Genomic DNA, 19,429 nt, shown 5'->3' on the forward strand with positions numbered 1-19,429 from the left:
TCTGACATGATACAGCAAAGATGCAGGATTGAATCAAAAAGTTGAAGTTGGAGCGTTTTACTTCAATAATAGTAGAACGTGGTTTAAAAAGATAGCCGTTGTATTATTAAGCGCTTACGGTGCAGGGAACAAAAAATGTGGTTATGAAGTTGTATGTGGAAAGCGTCACACCATTATCAAGCAGGCTGAAATGCTCCCAATCAGTACGCATGAGCTGACCCATGTTCAGTAGCAGGAGAACCGCCACGAACAAGAGCAGGAGCGTACCCACACAGAAGCGGTACACAAGGTTCTTGTCACTGGCTCTGATACGTTGCCCTTTAGCCCAAATAATTCGCATATACATTCGCTCCTTTCTAGGCATAAAAAAACAGCTAATCATTACGACTAACTGTTTTTTGCCAATACACTATTTACTTAATAAATTCTGTGACATATCAAAAATAAGTAAAATTACATTTTTCTTTTAAGATTACTTGTAAATGATGATGTTCATAATACATTTTTGATTTACAACATTTTTTAAATTTTTTACCACTTCCACACATGCATAATTCATTTGCACCTTGCTTTTTTATATTTTCGTCACGTTTGAAAATTTTATTGTCTTTAACTTCAAAAAGTTGAAAAAAATATATTTTTTGAGCAAGAAATTTATCAAGCATTGCATATTTTTCGATTTTGCTTCTGTTATTATCAGCTAATTCCATAACACATCTCTTATCCTCTGGATTAGATACAAGAGCAACTGCATTTATTTCTTTTATTTCCAAAATATTTTCATATGCAATTTCGCCCCAATAAAGATTACCTTTGATATGAGGGCATGAAAGACTATTCATTGCCTTACCACATATACTACATTCCGACTTTGTTATAATATATTCTGAACTTGCAAACATTCTATAAGGATATAATTTCTCGCACTCCCTTAATAGTTTATTTAAAAAGGGTAATTCAAGGCGTTTACTACGCACTACAAATTGACCAACTCCATATATATCATCTAAACAATCTTGCAATTTGTTCCACGATTCCTTATAACTTTTACTTTGCAATAGAGAAAAGTAAATTGCTATGTTACTAAATATATGAAAATAAAGCTGGGCAATAAAAGTAGCATTTGCAAGTTTCTCATTCCTTGTATCTAAGGCTATCTGTTTCACCTTATCAAAAAATATCTTAGCTTGGTTGTATTCTTCAAATGCTTCGTCAAAATCCAAATTTTCTAGTTTATGCTTCTTCCTGTTTAGAAGATTTTTTATGCTAGAAACTTCTTTTAATGAATTGTGGCTAAAAAAATATTCCAACATATGCTTATCCTATAGATTATTGATATCTATTTTCTCAAAGTTTTCTTTAAACGCTTCTGCGCTTCCCTTATAATGAAGTTCTTTAAAATCATCACCATGTTTTACCTTAAAAGTTATATCTACATCACAAGGCTCTTCTTCTCTACCTTTACGCTTTTGTATAATATAATCGCTCACTATGGCGATTGCTATTGGTAATAATATTTCTTTTGCAATAAAAATTAGAGGCATCCAAATGTCAAAAGAATGTAAAGAACGCACTTTAATATTATCATCAGCTAAGATATCAATATTTTGTTCTAAATTTTTGCTTTTACAATATTTATAAAAAGATACTGCTTCATCAGCAAAATAAAAATCTTCATTGTATTTATAGGGCAGGATAAGAATATCAGAAGTTTCTATCTTTTTTTGACATTCTTCAGAAATACTATCTTTTTCATTATATTCTTGTAGGGGATATTCACTGCATCCAACAGCACTGTGTGTCATTTTCATCTAATTACCTCTTTTCTAATTATAATAAGAAAATTATATCATTTTTAATATCTCCCTACAACGAATATTACCAATAGCATATCGTTACCAAGACTTTGCCATATTATATAACACTTTTACTTATTTACTAAGTCCTTTTTTTATATCTGCGGGCTGACCGCCTTTATTTTTCAGCACAATGTCGTCTGCCTTGATGTACCATTCCACATCTGCCCCTCGGTAGTTGACGTTTGCCACCGTGTCGGCAACAGGATTGATAAGCTCCACCTCGGCATTGTAATCTGTTCCTCGCTACCGTTTGCCTGCATATATGCACCGTCAAGAAGATAGCCGTCAGGAGCTTTCATTTCCTCAACGGTCAGCGTTCCTAAAGGAAGTACGTTTTTTCCGTCCTGTGTATAGAAGCTGTCCCCAGATACCTTGTATTCATCAGAAAGGCGGGAAATGTAATGGATAGTGCCGTCGCTGTCCTTTTCAGCGATTGTCTTTGTCACCCATGTTTTGGTAGGCTCGCTAGGAAGATTGTCAGCGGTATAGTGTCCCGCATAGAATTTCCATGTGAACTCCGCACCCTCTAGGGAAGCGTCGCCCTGTGGAGCGTCTTTCTGTGTTTCCATGTCAATCTTGAATAATTCAATCAAGGTGTCTGTGACCTTTGGCGTATCTGATACATTGAGTGTCGCTGTCTTGCCAGCTTCCACGTTTAAGGAATACACAGTGCTGTCCACTTTATAGCCAGCAGGAGCAGAAAGCTCTTTGATGTAGACTGTGCCAGCCTTTACTTCCACAACATCAGTATTTCCGCTGTTATCAGTCGTAAGGGTGGCAAGCTGTTTCGTACAGTCCTTATCAGAATAGACACCATATGTCGCACCAGCGATAGAGTAAAGCCCGTTCCCGTCGGTAACGCTGGCATTACTGGAAGTCTTTTTCAATGTAGCATTTCCTACGGCAAGTTTCGCCCAAAACTGTCCAATGTCTTGCCCCTCGCCAGAGTAGATATAACCGCCACATTCATAGCGTCCCTTGTTCTCGCTGGCAAAGGCTTTTGCCCCAGCGTAAACCTCATCCTGTATAGCTTTAGGGATTTCATCATAGGAAGCTCTGACGTTATCGCATTGCCAGCCCAGATGAACACTCAATCTCTGCCATACGACGCACTGTTTCAAAAGGTAGATATGCTGACTGCTCAATCCGCTGTGGCTCTGCACATACTGATTGACATACTCGATTGAGAGGGCAACATCTGAAATCTGGTCGTAGCTCATGCGTGTGCTTGCGTCGGCTCTGGTCTTATAACCGTTGCGGAAGTTGGTATTAATATTCACGCAGAAAGCGTCCTCACCCTCAACGGTCATGTGTCCCTCATTGAATGTCGAACCAATAGAACCGTCATTCATTACTTTTTCAACGATACCGACACGCTCGGCACTTTCTGTCCAGTATTGCTTCTCGGAAGCGTGGACTGCCGTTGTCGGCAAAGCGGTAACGATAGTCGCAAAGGCAAGGAAGCCTGTGGCTAATCGCTTCAATATCTTTTTCATAGCTTTTAAAATTCTCCTTTCGTTTGGATATAGAAAAAGCCGTCCATTTCTGAACGGCTGAAAATAGAAAAGGAACACCTGTCTGGGCTTTCCATAATCTACTTGCGATATTCAATTTTACAATTTGTGATACTGATATACTGTGGCAAGAAAAGGTATCTCTCTGCTGATTGACACCAATTTTTTATAAAATGACGATTTCTGACGAGTTAAGATAAAATCATAAAATCCGAGAAACGCCCATAAATAGGCACTTACGGCACTCTATGAAGTTAGACAAAAGCCACGCTGCGATAACAAGAGGTGAGTGCTAATAATTTTGTGAAAATTCTGTGAATTCCAAGTTTTTCTCGCTTCCACATGTTTCATATCCACTTTTCTTTTGTATTTTTCATATTTTTTAATCTGCTGCACCAGTCGAGAAGGGCTGACTGAAACTTGTGTTATTGTCTACGGCATATTTAGTTGGGGACAGGGCCAATTCCCAATGCTCCGATTAAAAAGAACAGTCCCAAAAATATAATCAAGAGAAGCGGTAAGGTAATCGCCAATGCAAGCGTTTGGCCACATGATTTCCCTTTTACTTTTCTCCATATTCCGTTACATAGCAGAGCAATGAATCCCCCCATGCAAAACAACGGAAAAGCAACTCCGGCACCGGTAAAGATAATTGTATCTGCCTGCCACTGCATACTATCAATAAATAGAAGGAAAAACACAATAATGGATGTAACACCTAAAATCTGAAACACATTTTTGCGTTCTTGCTTACGCTGCAGTACCGCCACATTCAGAGTGTCTGTAATCACTTCTGCCGCTTCCTCTTTCTCAACTTGATTCGCTGCCATTCTTTCCGATTTCATAAGTTCAAGAACGCTGACTTCCAAAGCATTAGCCAATGGTTCTATCGTGTTAATATCAGGAAATCCTACCCCTCGTTCCCATCGACTAACAGCTTTGTCGGTGACTTGTATTTTTAAAGCCAAATCAGCCTGCGTCATGTTTCTTTCTTTGCGGCACTTGGCTACAAAAGCCCCAAATTTATGCGCGTCCATCTCTGCACCTCCTTGCTGCCAAACTATCATATCCATAAAAATTTGACAACCGATGCTTCATTTACAAAGCTGTCTACGATTCGTCGAGCGGCTTTTTTCCAACAGTATTATCATTTTCCAACTCAATCACATCTAAAATTCCACAGTTAAGAATTTCGCAGATATGAGCCGGCTATGCGGCGCGGCAGGCGCTTGCACCTGCCATGGGATGGTAAGCAGGAAATTATATAATAGCCTGAAGAATATCATAAAATAATAGTTTGCTCTGAATATTCTTAAATACCGCCAATAACTTCCCATTGGTTCTCAATCTGACAGCCTCATTCCAAATTCTGTTATACATTTCATTATCTGCTTTGTCTGCTTAATTCTTCTGCACAGTTTTTTAAAGAACCTGCTGCGCCAGGACCGCCATGAACTAAGACAGTTTTATACGGTGCCTTTCCATGCAGTTCAACCATTTTCATTTTTACCCCAATTATAATTTCCCCATTTTATGCTCTGTTTTATCTCTCGTTTGCAGACCCGCCGGCCGTGAATTCTGCCCGATATCCCTCTCCAAGGTATATCTCATAATCCGCATGGCTGCCATAAGCATTCCGGAGCAGTCTCTCTATTTCCAAAAGACTGTCCATCAGATGCTGCCGCTTCTCCTCTGCCAGTTTTTCCACTCTGTAATCAAAAGCCTGAATCCGAAGATAGAAGTCATACAGATCGGTTTCCAGATAATCCGCCGCTGTGAACTCATTCGCCTGAAACCAGGGCTCTTTCCGGAGTCTGCTGTAAAATTCCGGCGGCGGATTTCCATTTCGATAAGAAATGTAGATATCCAGACATTCCAGCTCCTCTTCCGACAGTATGCCGCTTAGAATTTCCTGTTTCACCTGTTCGCCCACAGCATCTAAGGAAAGATCCATCAGCTCCAGCGTGAGAGCCTGCCTGGCCGAGTACCGTTCAGAGCTTAAAAACCAGTGCCTGTCATGGTTGATCTTAAGCGTATGGTCTGTGATAGTCCAGAGTTCTTCCTCCCCATATCTGTTTGTAAAGGCTATATCCCAGTTATGGTAGGTTCCGGCGCGCTCTCCCGGCTGTCCCGCATTGCTGGACCGGTAATAAACCGTGTACATCCGGCTTTCATTTGTTTCAGAGGAAATCTGCTCCCAGTTTCCTTCCCCAAAAAAATCATTAAAATCCGAGCGGAAGCGCAGAGGCCATGTCTGAAAATAATGATATATCAGAAAGCCCACAACGATGATAAGAACTACGATGGCTGCAGCCCCGGCTTTTTTCAGTGTCTTTTTCATGTCACATTTTCCTCCTGTAACTTTAGCATGGGTGTACAAGGGGCAATACGCCTTGGAATGCCTTCCCTAAACAATGCGGATCATCTGCTCATACAGCATCAGATCCTTCTCTGTCACGTTCCGGTTATCATGATAATGACCGAAAAACCATTTCCGGTACTGGCATTTCTGCCGGATTTCCTCCAGATAATCCGTAAGCGTGTCCGGCTGATACAAAATTCCTCCGGCCAGCGCCTGTGTGGAGGACGCCGTACAATGTGTTACGATAAAATCGACCTGCCATCCGGCCCGCTCCAGATTTCTTCTTCCCTCTTCGAACTCTGCTTCATCCGGCATTTCTTCTTTCCACCAGGACACATGATTGACCCGGAACCAGGCTCCCGCCCTGCGCAGCGCCTGATATTTTTTTCTGAAATCCGGGTCGTCCGGATCAAGAATCCCTCCATGAATATCATGGCTTCTGGCGCCTCCGAAAGCAAAGAGCCGGATGCCGTCCAGCTCATATACCTGGCCCCGCATCAGATGAATCACATTCTCTTTGATATACTGAACCTTTCCGCCATGCCATTCCTCCACCGGCAGCTCCGCCAGCATATCGTAATTTTCATGGTTTCCGTCCACCCACAGAAGGGTAAAAGGCTTCTCAGAAAGCCATTTCCGCTGCCATTCCTGCTCCTTTGAGCGGTCCCAGTAGCCAAAGTCGCCGCATACAATGACAAAATCCTCTCTTGTCATCTTTTTCTGCTCCGGAAAATTCTCTGTGCTGAACCGCCGGTAATCTCCGTGGCAGTCACCGGTAATATAAATCAACGAGATCCCCCCCCTATACTCTATCTGAGTTCTCTTTCCACGGAAATGATCTCCGCCTCTGTATTGCTCTCTACAAAAGACAGAATATCCTCCATCATGCTGTCCGCCTGAGCGCTGTGCGCCACGATAGACGCAATGCCAATCACAATCGTCTGGTGGACATCCTGCTCTCCGGTTTCAGCCGCCGATACCTGATACCGGTTTCTGATTTTCCCCAGAAGGCTCTTCACTACCATTCTCTTTTCCTTCAGAGAATGAACCCACGGGGCATAAAGTTTGATCTCCATTGCTTCAACTCTAAAATTCATCTGCCTGCTCCATTCCCGTTCTTTTTGTCAATCATATAAGACTGCAGGCTTCTCTGACACCCGTTCTTTTCATAAAAGCCTTCCAATCCGGGCTGCGCACCGAAATACAGCATAGTCGGAGTATATTCCTTCGCAAGCTGAAGCAGCCTGCTTCCGATTCCTTTTTTCTGATACTCCGGAAGCACCAGCAGTTCCGTAATCGTCCCAAAATAACAGCCATCTGTAAGAATCCGAAGACAGCCTGTAAGCGTGCTGCTATCATAGGCGGTTATATTTATTGTTTTTGACAATGCTTTCTCTGTCTTTTCTATATCATAATTTCCCGGCCATATCCTGTTGACAAACGAGACAAAGGCCTGCGCGCCGAGATTGCAGTCATCTACTTTATATTCTATTTCTCCCATTCTTCTCTGTCATTCCTCTGCGTTATTTTCAAATTAAGTATCGCTTTCCAATTTGCCATTTTGTTTTTACATTTATTGAACAAATGCTTAAAAACAATATATTTGTTTTAGGGGAGATTTCCACTCCTCCGTTTTTCTTCATCTAAGCTTTTACCACAGTATTTACAATAATGCAATCCTGGCATATCATGACCACAATAAGGGCATCTCCAGTTTTTAACAACATAGATAACCCAAAAAAGTAAACTAATAGCATCACATACAACTATCATAAACCCTAAAAGAAAATTAATGGTAAAAATCCATATTCCAATGCCACATATCACAAACATGATAAGCAACCATGCGTATATTATCTTTACCTTCGTGCTCATTGTCACTTGCTTTTTCGGATGTATCATAATAAGCCCCGCCTTTAGGATGAAGCAAACGAATTCCCATATAAATATAAAAAAATCCGGATTTCCGATTCGTATAATTCCCTTTAAATCTCTTAAATTTCCTTATAAATGTCAATTAACAGACCAGACTACACCGCATTTCCCGCCGCATATGCCGTAGACCAGGCAATCTGCAGATTGAAACCTCCCGTCACCGCATCCAGATCCAGCACCTCTCCGATGAAATAAAGTCCTTTTACCAGCTTGGACTCCATCGTGGAGGGATTGATCTCTTTCACCGATATGCCTCCCTTCGTAATGATCGCCTCCCGATAATCCCGAAGTCCCGTTATGGTCATCTCCAGATTTTTTATCAGATGTACGAAGTTCTGCCGTTCTTCTCTGGATATGTCGTGTACCTTTTTATCTGGAGTGATACCGGATAAAGCCACCATTACCGGGGTCAGCTTTGCCGGAAACAGGCCGGAAACCACATTTTTAAAGCTCTTGTTGGGATTTGCGTCAAAATCACGGAGAATCCGCTGGTCCAGCTGCTCTGGTGTCAGGGCGGGTTTCAAATCCAGAACCAGACGCAGCTCCTGCCGGGAAGCATAAGGCCCCACATAGCTGCTGGCAGTCAGAATCAGCGGGCCGCTGACGCCAAAATGGGTGAAGAGCATCTCTCCAAATTCTCGGAACACCTGTTTCTTTCCATTATAAATAGAAATCTCCACATTTTTCAGGGAGAGTCCCTGCAGTTCCTTTACAAACGCCTCCCGGATATTGAAAGGCACCAGGGAAGGCAGGCAGTCTGTCACCTTATGTCCGGCCTCCTCCGCAAACCGGTATCCGTCCCCGGTGGAGCCTGTAGAAGGATAGGAAAGTCCGCCCGTGGCCACAATCACAGCATCCCCTTCTACAGTCTCTCCGTTCTCCAGAATCACTCCCTTCATCTGCCCTTCCCGGCAGATGAGTTCTTTTACACCTGTATTCAGGTGAATTTTTACACCGGCTTTTTTCATGCTGCGGCGCAGGGTATCCAGCACATCTGCTGATTTGTCAGAAGCAGGAAATACCCTTTCTCCCCGCTCCACTTTCAGAGACAGCCCTTCTTCCTCAAAAAACTGCATGGCGTCCTGATTCGTAAACCCGTAAAATGCGCTGTACAGGAACCGGGAGTTCGTCCGCACGCTGTCAAAAAGGCTGTCCATTTCACAGGCATTCGTCAGGTTGCACCGTCCTTTTCCTGTAATATAAAGCTTCTTTCCCAGCTTCTCATTTTTCTCATATACATGAACCTCCTGTCCCCGCCTTGCGGCAAAGATGGAAGCCAGTATGCCGGCGGCTCCGCCGCCCACAATCAATACTCTGCTCATCTGTAATCTCTCCTGCATATTCTGCTCCGCTGGTTCGTCCCGCAGATTTCCTGTAAATTTTCTGTAGATTTCATGTAGATTTTCCGTAAATTCCCCGGAGCTTTTGTCTTATCGACAGTGTACCATATTCCGGCTATACCGGCAATCGTATTCCGCCATTCCAGCTTTCCATTCCTGTTTTCCTGAACTGCTTGTACATTGGCGTATCTGTGATAAAATAAGCATATAGAAATTTCGAAAACAAGGGGGAGCCGGTTCATGAATAAAAATGATATTTTCATCATACACGGAACAGATTACAAGGATATGACTATCCGCCTTCTTCATGAGGCAGGACTGGCGGAAGAAATCGGAGATCGGGAAAAGCATATTGCGCTGAAGCCCAACCTTCTGGGAACCATGCGCCCTGAGGACGGAGCAACCACCCATCCGGAGCTGGTCTGCGGAGTCATAGAATATCTTCAGTTTCATGGTTTCCGGCATCTTTCCATCATGGAAAGTTCCTGGGTGGGAGAACGGACTTCCCGCTCCTTTGCCGCCCTGGGATACACGGATATTTCAGAGAAATACGGCGTTCCCCTGATTGATCTGCAGAAGGATGAAGCCGTCTCCTGTAACACGGCAGGGATGGAACTCCATGTCTGCCGGAAAGCGCTGGAAACAGATTTTCTGATCAATATGCCTGTGGTCAAAGGGCACTGCCAGACGCTTGTTACCTGTGCGCTGAAGAACAACAAAGGGCTGATTCCCAACTCTGAGAAGCGCCGTTTTCATACCATGGGGCTTCTCAAGCCTATCGCTCATCTGAGTACAGTTGTCCGGAATGACTTTATTCTGGTGGACAATATCTGCGGAGATCTGGATTTTGAAGAGGGTGGAAATCCTGTATACATGAATCGAATCTGGGCCGCGAAGGACCCTGTACTCTGCGACGCTTTTGTCTGTGACTGTCTCGGGATTCCCGTGGATGAGGTCTCCTATATCCGAATGGCGGAGCGGCTGGGAACCGGCTGCGCGGATACCTCAAAAGCTCATCTGGTCTTTCTGAATGAAAGCACAGATACAGAATATGTGGAAATCACAGGCCGCAGAAATTCCTCCCCTCTTCCCCGCCGGGTGCAGAAGCTGGCCGGATATACCGCTCCAAAGGACTCCTGCTCCGCCTGCTACGGCTCCCTGATTCATGCTCTGAACCGGCTGAACGAGGGAGGAAAGCTCCGTCCGGGGCTGCCGCCCGTCTGCATTGGCCAGGGCTATCAGGGACAGGCCGGAGAAATTGGGGTGGGAACCTGCACCTCCTGTTTTTCCAAATCTCTGAAAGGCTGCCCGCCCAAAGCCATCGACATCGTAACCTTTCTGGAAGAAAACTGGATTCAAAAACGAAAGAACTGAAGGAAGCCCCGTTCGCCCTCCCGGCCGGTAAAGGAATATTACGGTTCCTGCCATTTCTCAAACGAGCTGCCGGGCAAATGCCATGGTAAGTTTCTTTGAGTTACCAACTGATATATTGCGGGATCAAAAGACGGCACAGCGTAACCGCCATGCCGTCTTCTTTCTTACTGTTTTTTGCGAAAAACAGTCTGTTTTTAAATTTCAGCAGAAAATACTGCTTTCCTGTCACTTGCAGCTGCGTCAGGCCAATTATACCGGATATGCGCCGTTCTTCGTATCTGCCTCTGTCACATCTACCTTTTTCTCCTGCGCGTCTCTGTATTTGAAGAAATCTGTCGCCACCTGCGGGAACAGAGCGTAGGTCAGAACATCCTCGTCCTGTTCCTTGTACTGCGCCATCTCCTTTTCCAGAGTATCCAGCTCGTTGGGTACCAGATCTGCCGGACGGCAGGTAATCACCTCCGCGTCTCCGATACACTTCTTCTGCACCTCCGGATTGAAGGGCTTTACGGTCTTTCCGTATTTTCCGGAAAGCAGGTCCTTGGATTCCTTGGTTACCATCTTGTACCGTTCGCCGGCTACCACGTTCATTACTGCCTGTGTTCCGACGATCTGAGAAGACGGAGTTACCAGCGGGCACTCACCGAAGTCCTTACGCACACGCGGAACCTCTTCCAGCACCTCGTAGTATTTGTCTTCCGCTCCCAGCTCTTTAAGCTGAGAAGTCAGGTTGGACAGCATGCCGCCCGGCACCTGATACAGCAGCGTCTTGATATTGACTCCCAGGTTCTTGGGGTTCAGCAGGCCGCTGTCCAGAGCCTCGTCGCGGATCGGGCGGAAGTAATCGGCGATCTCAGCCAGAAGCTTCTGATCATAACCGGTGTCATAGGGTGTTCCCCGGAAGGTCTCTACCATAACCTCTGTAGCCGGCTGGGAGGTTCCCAGAGCGAACGGAGACATGGCACAGTCAATCACGTCTACGCCTGCTTCTACGGCCTTCAGATAGGTCATGGAAGCTACGCCGGATGTATAATGGGTATGGAGCTGAATCGGGATATGAACAGTCTCTTTCAGGGCCTTCACAAGCTCTGTTGCCTTATAGGGCAGTAGAAGGCCGGCCATGTCCTTGATACAGATGGAATTTGCTCCCATCTCTTCAATCTCTTTTGCAATATTGGTCCAGTATTCCAGGGTATAGGCGTCACCCAAGGTATAGGAAAGCGCTACCTGCGCATGGCCGCCTTCCTTGTTTGTCGCCTTTACAGCAGTCTGAAGATTTCTCATATCATTCAGACAGTCAAAGATACGGATAATATCGATACCGTTTGCGATAGACTTCTGTACAAAATACTCTACCACGTCATCGCCATAGGGACGGTAGCCCAGGATGTTCTGTCCGCGGAACAGCATCTGCAGCGGAGTGTTCTTCGCTTTCGCTTTAATTTTACGCAGTCTCTCCCAGGGGTCCTCGTGCATGAAACGGAGGGATGCGTCGAAGGTTGCTCCTCCCCAGCACTCCAGGGAATGATAGCCTACCTGATCCAGCTTCTCCACAATGGGAAGCATCTGTTCTGTCGTCATACGTGTCGCAATCAGAGACTGATGGGCGTCACGCAGTATGGTCTCGGTAATCTGTACCGGTTTTATCTCAGACATTTTTTAACCTCCTCGTTAAAATCTTCTATATTGCTCGCGCTCATTTTTCTGCTGTCCGCTTACATGACTCCGAAAATAGCCATAAAGGTTCCGGCTGCCACAGCCGTACCGATAACGCCTGCCACATTCGGGCCCATGGCATGCATCAGCAGGAAGTTGGTCGGATCAGCTTCCGCGCCTACCTTCTGGGATACACGGGCCGCCATCGGAACCGCGGATACACCGGCAGAACCAATCAGCGGATTTACCTTGCCCTTCGTCAGCAGACACATGAGCTTTCCAAGCAGTACGCCCGCCGCGGTACCGAACGCAAAGGCGATCAGACCGAGAGCCACGATTTTCAGTGTATCAGCAGTCAGGAAAGCTTCCGCGCTGGCTGTAGCGCCTACAGAAGTTCCCAGCAGAATCACCACGATGTACATCATTGCGTTGGACGCTGTCTCTGTAAGCTGCTTTACCACTCCGGACTCTTTGAACAGGTTGCCCAGCATCAGAGCTCCTACCAGGGGAGCAGTTGTCGGCAGAATCAGGCAGACAACGATGGTAACGATGATCGGGAACAGAATCTTCTCCAGTTTAGATACGGGACGAAGCTGCTCCATCTTGATCTTACGCTCTTTTTCCGTGGTCAGCAGGCGCATGATCGGCGGCTGAATAATCGGAACGAGAGCCATATAGGAGTAAGCGGCTACCGCGATAGGTCCAAGCAGAGCCGTCTGCTCCAGCTTTCCGGCCAGAAAGATGGAAGTAGGACCGTCAGCTCCTCCGATGATGGAGATGGCTGCCGCCGCCTTGTCGGAAAAGCCCATCAGCATGGCGCCCAGATATGCCACAAAGATACCGAACTGAGCCGCCGCTCCGAGAAGGAAGCTCTTCGGATTCGCAATCAGGGGGCCGAAATCAGTCATGGCTCCTACGCCCATGAAAATCAGGGACGGCAGGATAGACCACTCGTCCAGCACGTAGAAGTAATAAAGAAGGCCGCCGACACCATTCGAGGTCTCCTCCGGACTTGCGATAATGTCCGGATAAATATTTACGAGAAGCATACCAAAAGCGATCGGAACCAGAAGAAGCGGTTCATAATCCTTTTTGATAGCAAGATACAGAAACACACATGCAACAAGGATCATGATAAAGTTGCCCCAGGTCAGATTGAAAAAGGCCGTCTGATGCACGAGGTTTCCAAGGGTTTCAAATATATATTCCATGTCTTAACCTCCGTTGAAATTCACGTTCTGTCTTATTAGTTCAGAGACGCTAATAAATCACCGGACTCGACTGCCTGACCTACGCTTACATTAATGCTTGCTACTGTTCCGGCCTCAGGAGCCACAATCGGGATCTCCATCTTCATGGCCTCCAGAACGACGATACTGTCGCCCGGGTTCACAGCCTGGCCTACCGAAGCTTCTACCTTTACAACCTTGCCCGGTACGGAAGCTTTTACTTCAATGCCTCCTGCGGCTGCCACAGGTGCAGGCGCGGGCGCTGCTGCAGGTGCCGGTGCTGCCGCGGGTGCAGGTGCGGGTGCTGCCGCGGGTGCAGGTGCAGGCGCGGGCGCTGCGGGAGCGGGAGCGGGTGCTGCCACAGGAGCCGGCGCAGGAATATAAGCTGCGCCGCCAGCTTTCTCTTCTACGGTTACGTCATATGCTACACCATTTACGGTTATTGTATAATTTTTCATCTCTATGATTCCTCCTGAACATAAAATCCTTTATTATGATTTTTTCCATTTGTTTCCGCTTCTGCGTCTGATGGAACGCACAACGAAGCCGTCTGAAGATGTTCCCATAGCTGCAGCCACAGCCGCCGTAATCACAGCCACGAGCTGCCTGTCTTCTGCCGGAGCAGGCACAGGAGCCGCCGGTACAGGTGCCGGTGCCGCAGGAGCGGATACCGGTGCAGGCTCCGCAGCTTTCTCTTCTCCGCTCTTTTTGCTCTTTCCTGCCTTCTCCTCCGCCATATGGATGTATTTGAAGCAGGAGATCAGGAAGCAGAGAATAATCAGGACCACAAAGACAGAGCCCATACCGATCAGGGTATTCAGCGCCGCCTTCTCGGCAATCTCTCCCGTACTGTAAACCGGGTCCAGCGTCACGGTCGTAACCACATTGTCTGAATTATACTCCAGACTCATCCGCATATCATGGTCTTCAAACTCATAAACAGTGGAATATGTTATGTTCCCATCAGAATCCTCTGTGGCGCCTTCGTATTCCTTCACGCCTACATAAGCGCCCAAATCATCCAGATTGTCCAGATAAGATGTCAGCATGCTTACATAGGCGTCTGCCGTAAAATCAAATTTCTGTCCGGTTCCGCCGATATAAGGATAGAGCTCTACCTGCTGCTCGAAATCATCATAATGAGATTCCAGATTTTCCAGCTCTGCCTCCAGCGCAGCCGTGTCCGTATTCACCAGCGTCAGCACATACTGATCGGATCTCGCCTGATAGTCTGCCTCGTTTTCAACATGAACTCGGGAAGAGCAGCCTGTCAGCACAAGAATACCGGTCAGAAGCAGCAGAGCCGGCAGTTTTTTCAAGTTTCTTTTCATAATGTCTCACCCCTCCTAGACAGTTCCATGCTTTTTGTCCGGACGGCTCTCTCTCTTGGTAAACAGCATCTCAAACGCGCCGATCACCTGCTTTCTTGTGTCAGCAGCGTCAATCACCGCGTCCACATAGCCCCGTCTCGCAGCAGCTTCCACACTGTCCTGAAGAGCAGCATACTCTTTTGCTTTCTCGTTCTGCGTTTCAGCATCCGCGTCCGCATACATAACCTTGACAGCCATCTTTGCGTCCATCATGCCGATCTTCGCGTTCTTCCACGCGAATACCAGATCCGCTCCGATTCCCTTGCTGTTCATAGCCACATAGGCGCTTCCGAACGCCTCGCCGGCAATCACATTCACCTTGGGAACAGTCGCGTTCGCAAACGCGTAAGTAAGCCGGGCTGCCGCCTTCGCCAGATTGCGCTCGGAGCACAGGGAAGCCTTGTAGCCCGTTACATTTGTAATGGTAAGAACCGGAATATTGAACGCGTCGCAGAAATTCACAAAGTCAGCAGCCTTCTGGGCTCCTCTGGCGGTAAGTTCTTTCTCCCCATTGGCCACAGCGCCCACAGTCATGCCGTTCAGACGGATAAAGCCAGTGACCATATCCTTCGCATAGGCCGCCTTTGTCTCAAAAAACGCATTTCCATCAGAAATGCTGGAAAGTATGTAAGGAGCGGAATACTGTACGCTGTCCAGATCCGCGCATACGCGGTTCAGATCATCTGTGCACTCCTCATAGGAAGCGTCATCTTCGTTGTTTGCCGGAAGCCAGGTTATAAGACGGCGGATCTGCGCCAGAATATCGCTCTCGCTTCCGATCATGTCTACAGTGCCTGCCTCCTCAGCCTGGAACTTCGCGGAGGAGCTGTCACATTTCTCCTTTCTGTTCCCGGCAATCGCATTGGGAGAATTCACAAAGAGCTTCGCGTCTTTCTCCTCCATAAAAGTAAAATCAGAAAGTCCCGGAACGACTGCAAGTCCGCCGCCGCAGGTTCCAAAAACCGCGGTGATCTGCGGCACCACGCCGGACGCAAGGGTCTGCTGGAGATAGAGCTCTCCAAAGCCGTTCAGCGCGTCCACGCCTTCCTGAAGACGGATACCCGCGCAGTCAATCAGACCAATCACCGGCGCTCCCATCTTACAGGCCATCTCATACAGACGCACAATCTTCTTTGCATGCATCTCGCCAAGGGTTCCGTTCAGTACGGAGGCGTCCTGGCTGTACACATAAACCAGATTTCCATCGATCACTCCGTAGCCGGTGATAACGCCGTCCGAAGGAGTGTCGGTTTCTTGCAGATTAAAGTCCGTGTTTCTGGCTGTCACCTGACCGCCGATTTCCACAAAACTGTTCCCGTCAAGCAGCTCTGCAATTCTTCTGCCTGCCGGGCTTAGTGCTGTACCACTCATTTTCAGCCCTCCATATATTTTTGTTTAAATTAAAACCAAATCACATCAGATACCATTTTAGCAACATTTGCGCAATGAATCAAGTCAATTTTCTTTTCGAATATACTCTTTATAACAGAATTCGATAATGTCCTTACGGGTTACAATTCCGATAAAAATTCCCTTGTCATCTATCACCGGAACGAAGTTCTGGTTCATGGCCTTGGTCACCAGATCCTCCATATTAGAATCAATGGAAATCGGCTCAAACCGCATCCTCCTGCGCACAGACTGGATCGGCACATCCTCTGCCATTTTCAAGTCCAGCAGAAACTTGTTCTTCAGCGACCACAGAAAATCTCCTTCCGTAATCGTTCCTATGTATTTCCCTTCCCGGTTAATCATGGGAATTGCGGTAAAACCGCTGCGTTCCAGCTTTTCCAGTCCCTGCCGGAGCGAGCAGTCGTCATATACATAGGCAAGATCTCCTTTTGGCTTCAGAAAAAACAAAACGTTCATAATTAAAATTCATTCCTCCAATACATATATTTGCTTATATGGCAGCGCTACAAAAGAGGCGAGAAAACCCGCAGAACCGCGCAGAACAGACTGCCGAAAAATCCCTGCCGCGTATCTTTCAGCGTAATCTCTCTGCTCTTCTCCATCGTATTCAGGCTGTCTCTCTTCACATCTGCCACAATCGGATTCCGGTAAAAATAGGTGCCGCATTCAAAATGCAGGTACAGGCTCCGGTAATCCATGTTAATCGTTCCTACCACCGCGATTTCATCGTCGCAGACATAGGACTTCGCATGAAGAAAGCCCGGCGTATATTCGAAAATTCTCACGCCGGCCTTCAAAAGCACCGGATAATAGGAACGCGTCAGCTGGAATACCATTTTCTTATCCGGGATGCCCGGGGTCACAATCCGGACGTCCACGCCTCTCTTGGCCGCCAGGCAGAGCGCCGACTGCATCTCATGATCCACAATCAGGTACGGCGTAAAGATGTAGACATAATCTCTCGCCTGATTCAGAATATCCAGGTACACATTTTCAGCCAGGATCTCATCGTCCAGAGGCGAGTCTCCATAGGGCTGCACAAAGCCCTCTCCTTCAAAAGGCTCCGGATGCCATACAGACGGCCGGTACGGATCGTAGGAGACATCTGTATGGCGCATGGAATTCCACATGCGCAGGAACATAACCGTGTAGTTCCAGACAGCTTCTCCCTTCAGCATAAAGCCCGTATCCTTCCAGTGGCCGAAACGCATTTTTTCATTGATATATTCATCCGCCAGATTCACGCCTCCGCTGAAGGCTGTGTGGCCGTCGATAACCGCTATCTTCCTGTGATCCCGGTTGTTCATCACCAGAGACCAGAAGGGAACGAAGGGATTGAACGCAATGCTCTTGATGCCTGCCGCTTCCAGCTGGCGGTCATAGCCTCCGGGAAGCAGAGACACACTGCCAAGGTCGTCATACATAAAGCGCACATCCACGCCGGCCTTCGCTTTTTCCTCCAGAATCTCCCGAATGCTTCCCCACATCTTTCCTTCGCCGACGATAAAAAATTCCATAAAAATGAAATGCTCTGCTTTTTTCAGTTCCTCCAGAAGATCCCGGTACAGTTCCTCTCCCACCTGATAATAGCGGGCTGAGGTGTTCCCATAGACCGGATAGCCTCCCGTATTGGAAATGTAATATGCCTGTCCTTCCACCCGCCGGTCGCAGGCACGTACCGCCTCCATTACCTTGGGGTCCTGTCTCAGCTCCTTGTCTGTGCGGAGACGTTCCGCTTCCATCTTCCGGCGCATTCTTCTGGACGGCTGCTTATGTCCTACCGCCAGATAGAAGAGACCGCCAATCAGCGGGACTGTCATGATCAGAATGATCCAGGCCATCTTGTAAGCCGGATTGTCATCCCGGTTGATAATCCACAGAACTGCCAGAAGACTCAGGATTGTAAAAATAATGGAAATCACTGTGGAATACTTCGCCAGCTCTGTCACAAAGACCAGAAGCCACCCGAGCTCCACAGCCAGAATCAGGCCAAAGGCCACAAGACGGTTCTGCAGTATTGTTTTCAATATTTTTTTCATATGCACTCCTCACCTTCACCCCGTCTATCCTAACATATTTTTGTTTTATTTCCAAGCCGCCCCTCCTTTTTTCACGAAAATTTAAGAAATGATCTGGAATATTCTGCTTATCCGTGATAGACTGAAAAAGCAGTTTTTCTGAAAATCTATGAAAACGGAGGAAATGTTCTCTATGGAACCATCAAAAGTGTATTTTACGAACCTGCGGGTGCACAACGGTGACAGCCTGCAGAAAAAGCTGGAGCGCCTGATCCGCAGGGCCGGCATTGAGACCATCGACTTCAACGGCAGATACGCCGCCATTAAAATTCATTTCGGAGAGCCCGGCAATCTGGCCTATCTCCGTCCCAATTACGCGAAAACCGTAGCAGACGTGGTAAAGAGTCTGGGCGGAAAGCCTTTTCTCACAGACTGCAACACCCTTTATGTGGGCGGAAGGAAGAACGCTCTTGACCATATCGAGTCTGCTTATCTGAATGGCTTCTCACCGTTCTCCACAGGCTGCCACATACTAATTGCGGACGGCCTGAAAGGCACTGACGATGTGGCTGTACCCGTGAAAGGCGGAGAATACGTAAAGGAAGCCAAAATCGGCCGCGCTGTCATGGACGCGGACATCGTGATCTCCCTGACTCATTTCAAGGGGCATGAAATGGCTGGTTTTGGAGGCGCCCTGAAAAACCTCGGCATGGGCTGCGGCTCCCGGGCCGGAAAGATGGAAATGCACAGCGCCGGAAAACCTTATGTAAAAACTGAAGACTGTATCGGCTGCGGAGCCTGTGTGCGCATCTGCGCCCATGACGCGCCTCACATCACAGATCACAAGGCATCCATTGACCAGAATAAATGCGTGGGCTGCGGCCGCTGCATCGGTGTCTGTCCCAAAGACGCCGTGACACCCGCCCAGGACGAAGCCTGCGATATCATGAACCGGAAAATCGCCGAATATACCAAGGCTGTGGTAGACGGCCGCCCGTCTTTCCATATCAGTCTGGTCATCGACGTATCTCCCTTCTGCGACTGCCATGCGGAGAACGACGCCGCTATCGTGCCGGACGTAGGAATGTTCGCCTCCTTCGACCCGGTTGCCCTTGATGTGGCCTGCGCAGACGCAGTGAACCGCCAGCCCGCCATCCGGAACAGCATCCTCGGAGAATCTGTCCACCATGACCGGGACCACTTCGGCGCCGTATCACCGGACACCGATTGGAAATCCGCCATTGAACATGCCAAGAAGATCGGCCTTGGAAACGACGAATATGAACTAATAGAGGTCAAATAACTTCTCCCGGCCGTACATCTGCGCGCCGGACGCGCCGCGCAAAAACCCGCTTCGGA

The 19,429-nt window shown here is 47.4% G+C and carries 17 protein-coding genes and 3 pseudogenes; 2 read left to right on the forward strand and 18 right to left on the reverse strand.

Features of this window, described 5'->3' with window-relative positions; all coding sequences use genetic code 11:
* Positions 1-139: 139 nt before the first annotated feature.
* From B5E82_RS18550 to B5E82_RS13300, 11 genes and pseudogenes are all read right to left on the reverse strand, one after another.
* Positions 140-340 (reverse strand): annotated as a pseudogene (locus B5E82_RS18550) (ATP-binding protein); the annotation flags it as partial.
* A gap of 97 nt (positions 341-437) precedes the next feature.
* The gene (locus B5E82_RS13250) at positions 438-1,313 is read right to left on the reverse strand and encodes an SEC-C metal-binding domain-containing protein (protein WP_087308040.1); all 876 of its coding nucleotides are present in this window, start codon (positions 1,311-1,313) and stop codon (positions 438-440) included.
* 9 nt (positions 1,314-1,322) lie between these two features.
* Positions 1,323-1,811, reverse strand: a complete 489-nt coding sequence (locus tag B5E82_RS13255) for a hypothetical protein (protein WP_087308041.1) — start codon at positions 1,809-1,811, stop codon at positions 1,323-1,325.
* Positions 1,812-1,931: 120 nt separating this feature from the next.
* Positions 1,932-2,093: pseudogene (locus B5E82_RS13260) on the reverse strand (DUF961 family protein); the annotation flags it as partial.
* Positions 2,090-3,355 (reverse strand): annotated as a pseudogene (locus B5E82_RS13265) (MSCRAMM family protein); the annotation flags it as partial. The pseudogenes B5E82_RS13265 and B5E82_RS13260, both read right to left, overlap by 4 nt.
* A gap of 461 nt (positions 3,356-3,816) precedes the next feature.
* Positions 3,817-4,410 carry a helix-turn-helix domain-containing protein gene (locus tag B5E82_RS13270; protein WP_087308042.1) on the reverse strand — a complete coding sequence of 198 codons (594 nt, stop codon included), beginning with the start codon at positions 4,408-4,410 and terminating at the stop codon, positions 3,817-3,819.
* 506 nt (positions 4,411-4,916) lie between these two features.
* The gene (locus B5E82_RS13275) at positions 4,917-5,714 is read right to left on the reverse strand and encodes a hypothetical protein (RefSeq protein ID WP_087308043.1); all 798 of its coding nucleotides are present in this window, start codon (positions 5,712-5,714) and stop codon (positions 4,917-4,919) included.
* 66 nt (positions 5,715-5,780) lie between these two features.
* Entirely contained in the window at positions 5,781-6,524 is a 744-nt protein-coding gene (locus B5E82_RS13280; RefSeq protein ID WP_087308044.1) for a metallophosphoesterase family protein, read from the reverse strand.
* A gap of 20 nt (positions 6,525-6,544) precedes the next feature.
* Entirely contained in the window at positions 6,545-6,832 is a 288-nt protein-coding gene (locus B5E82_RS13285; RefSeq protein WP_087308045.1) for a DUF503 domain-containing protein, read from the reverse strand.
* Entirely contained in the window at positions 6,829-7,227 is a 399-nt protein-coding gene (locus tag B5E82_RS13290; RefSeq protein ID WP_162610782.1) for a GNAT family N-acetyltransferase, read from the reverse strand. Before B5E82_RS13290 ends, B5E82_RS13285 begins: the two co-directional genes overlap by 4 nt.
* 538 nt (positions 7,228-7,765) lie before the next feature.
* Entirely contained in the window at positions 7,766-9,010 is a 1,245-nt protein-coding gene (locus B5E82_RS13300; protein WP_242966328.1) for an NAD(P)/FAD-dependent oxidoreductase, read from the reverse strand.
* A 240-nt stretch (positions 9,011-9,250) separates the two neighbouring features.
* Between B5E82_RS13300 and B5E82_RS13310 the strand changes: the two genes are divergently transcribed.
* Positions 9,251-10,384, forward strand: coding sequence for a DUF362 domain-containing protein (locus B5E82_RS13310; RefSeq protein WP_087308050.1), 1,134 nt, complete (start codon positions 9,251-9,253; stop codon positions 10,382-10,384).
* A gap of 249 nt (positions 10,385-10,633) precedes the next feature.
* On the opposite strand, the gene B5E82_RS13315 is transcribed toward B5E82_RS13310, so the two are convergent.
* The 7 genes from B5E82_RS13315 to cls all read right to left on the reverse strand — a co-directional run bounded on the left by B5E82_RS13315 (position 10,634) and on the right by cls (position 18,091).
* Positions 10,634-12,040: an oxaloacetate decarboxylase subunit alpha gene (locus B5E82_RS13315; RefSeq protein WP_087308051.1), complete on the reverse strand. Its 1,407-nt coding sequence runs from the start codon at positions 12,038-12,040 to the stop codon at positions 10,634-10,636.
* A gap of 59 nt (positions 12,041-12,099) precedes the next feature.
* Positions 12,100-13,251, reverse strand: a complete 1,152-nt coding sequence (locus tag B5E82_RS13320) for a sodium ion-translocating decarboxylase subunit beta (protein ID WP_087308052.1) — start codon at positions 13,249-13,251, stop codon at positions 12,100-12,102.
* Between the two features lie 35 nt (positions 13,252-13,286).
* Positions 13,287-13,727 carry a biotin/lipoyl-containing protein gene (locus B5E82_RS13325; protein ID WP_087308053.1) on the reverse strand — a complete coding sequence of 147 codons (441 nt, stop codon included), beginning with the start codon at positions 13,725-13,727 and terminating at the stop codon, positions 13,287-13,289.
* Positions 13,728-13,760: 33 nt separating this feature from the next.
* A complete protein-coding gene (locus B5E82_RS13330; protein ID WP_087308054.1) occupies positions 13,761-14,600 on the reverse strand; it encodes an OadG family protein in 840 nt (279 codons plus the stop codon).
* A 15-nt stretch (positions 14,601-14,615) separates the two neighbouring features.
* Positions 14,616-16,010 carry an acyl-CoA carboxylase subunit beta gene (locus B5E82_RS13335; RefSeq protein WP_087308055.1) on the reverse strand — a complete coding sequence of 465 codons (1,395 nt, stop codon included), beginning with the start codon at positions 16,008-16,010 and terminating at the stop codon, positions 14,616-14,618.
* A gap of 84 nt (positions 16,011-16,094) precedes the next feature.
* Complete coding sequence (locus B5E82_RS13340; protein ID WP_087308056.1) at positions 16,095-16,508, reverse strand: CBS domain-containing protein; 414 nt, start codon at positions 16,506-16,508, stop codon at positions 16,095-16,097.
* 47 nt (positions 16,509-16,555) lie between these two features.
* Entirely contained in the window at positions 16,556-18,091 is a 1,536-nt protein-coding gene (gene cls, locus B5E82_RS13345) for a cardiolipin synthase (protein ID WP_087308057.1), read from the reverse strand.
* 172 nt (positions 18,092-18,263) lie between these two features.
* On the opposite strand from cls, the gene B5E82_RS13350 reads away from it, so the two are divergent.
* On the forward strand, positions 18,264-19,373 hold the full coding sequence (locus tag B5E82_RS13350) for a DUF362 domain-containing protein (protein WP_087308058.1): 1,110 nt from the start codon (positions 18,264-18,266) through the stop codon (positions 19,371-19,373).
* Positions 19,374-19,429: the final 56 nt, after the last annotated feature.

This window comes from Lachnoclostridium sp. An138, from assembly GCF_002160765.1.
In the GTDB taxonomy this organism is placed as follows: domain Bacteria; phylum Bacillota; class Clostridia; order Lachnospirales; family Lachnospiraceae; genus Laedolimicola; species Laedolimicola faecalis.

Coding starts and splice junctions, on each gene's coding strand:
- B5E82_RS13250 (WP_087308040.1), bottom strand. CDS start 1,313: ATGTTGGAATATTTTTTTAGCCACAATTCATTAAAAGAAGTTTCTAGC.
- B5E82_RS13255 (WP_087308041.1), bottom strand. CDS start 1,811: ATGAAAATGACACACAGTGCTGTTGGATGCAGTGAATATCCCCTACAA.
- B5E82_RS13270 (WP_087308042.1), bottom strand. CDS start 4,410: ATGGACGCGCATAAATTTGGGGCTTTTGTAGCCAAGTGCCGCAAAGAA.
- B5E82_RS13275 (WP_087308043.1), bottom strand. CDS start 5,714: ATGAAAAAGACACTGAAAAAAGCCGGGGCTGCAGCCATCGTAGTTCTT.
- B5E82_RS13285 (WP_087308045.1), bottom strand. CDS start 6,832: ATGAATTTTAGAGTTGAAGCAATGGAGATCAAACTTTATGCCCCGTGG.
- B5E82_RS13300 (WP_242966328.1), bottom strand. CDS start 9,010: ATGCAGGAGAGATTACAGATGAGCAGAGTATTGATTGTGGGCGGCGGA.
- B5E82_RS13310 (WP_087308050.1), top strand. CDS start 9,251: ATGAATAAAAATGATATTTTCATCATACACGGAACAGATTACAAGGAT.
- B5E82_RS13315 (WP_087308051.1), bottom strand. CDS start 12,040: ATGTCTGAGATAAAACCGGTACAGATTACCGAGACCATACTGCGTGAC.
- B5E82_RS13320 (WP_087308052.1), bottom strand. CDS start 13,251: ATGGAATATATATTTGAAACCCTTGGAAACCTCGTGCATCAGACGGCC.
- B5E82_RS13325 (WP_087308053.1), bottom strand. CDS start 13,727: ATGAAAAATTATACAATAACCGTAAATGGTGTAGCATATGACGTAACC.
- B5E82_RS13330 (WP_087308054.1), bottom strand. CDS start 14,600: ATGAAAAGAAACTTGAAAAAACTGCCGGCTCTGCTGCTTCTGACCGGT.
- B5E82_RS13335 (WP_087308055.1), bottom strand. CDS start 16,010: ATGAGTGGTACAGCACTAAGCCCGGCAGGCAGAAGAATTGCAGAGCTG.
- B5E82_RS13340 (WP_087308056.1), bottom strand. CDS start 16,508: ATGAACGTTTTGTTTTTTCTGAAGCCAAAAGGAGATCTTGCCTATGTA.
- cls (WP_087308057.1), bottom strand. CDS start 18,091: ATGAAAAAAATATTGAAAACAATACTGCAGAACCGTCTTGTGGCCTTT.
- B5E82_RS13350 (WP_087308058.1), top strand. CDS start 18,264: ATGGAACCATCAAAAGTGTATTTTACGAACCTGCGGGTGCACAACGGT.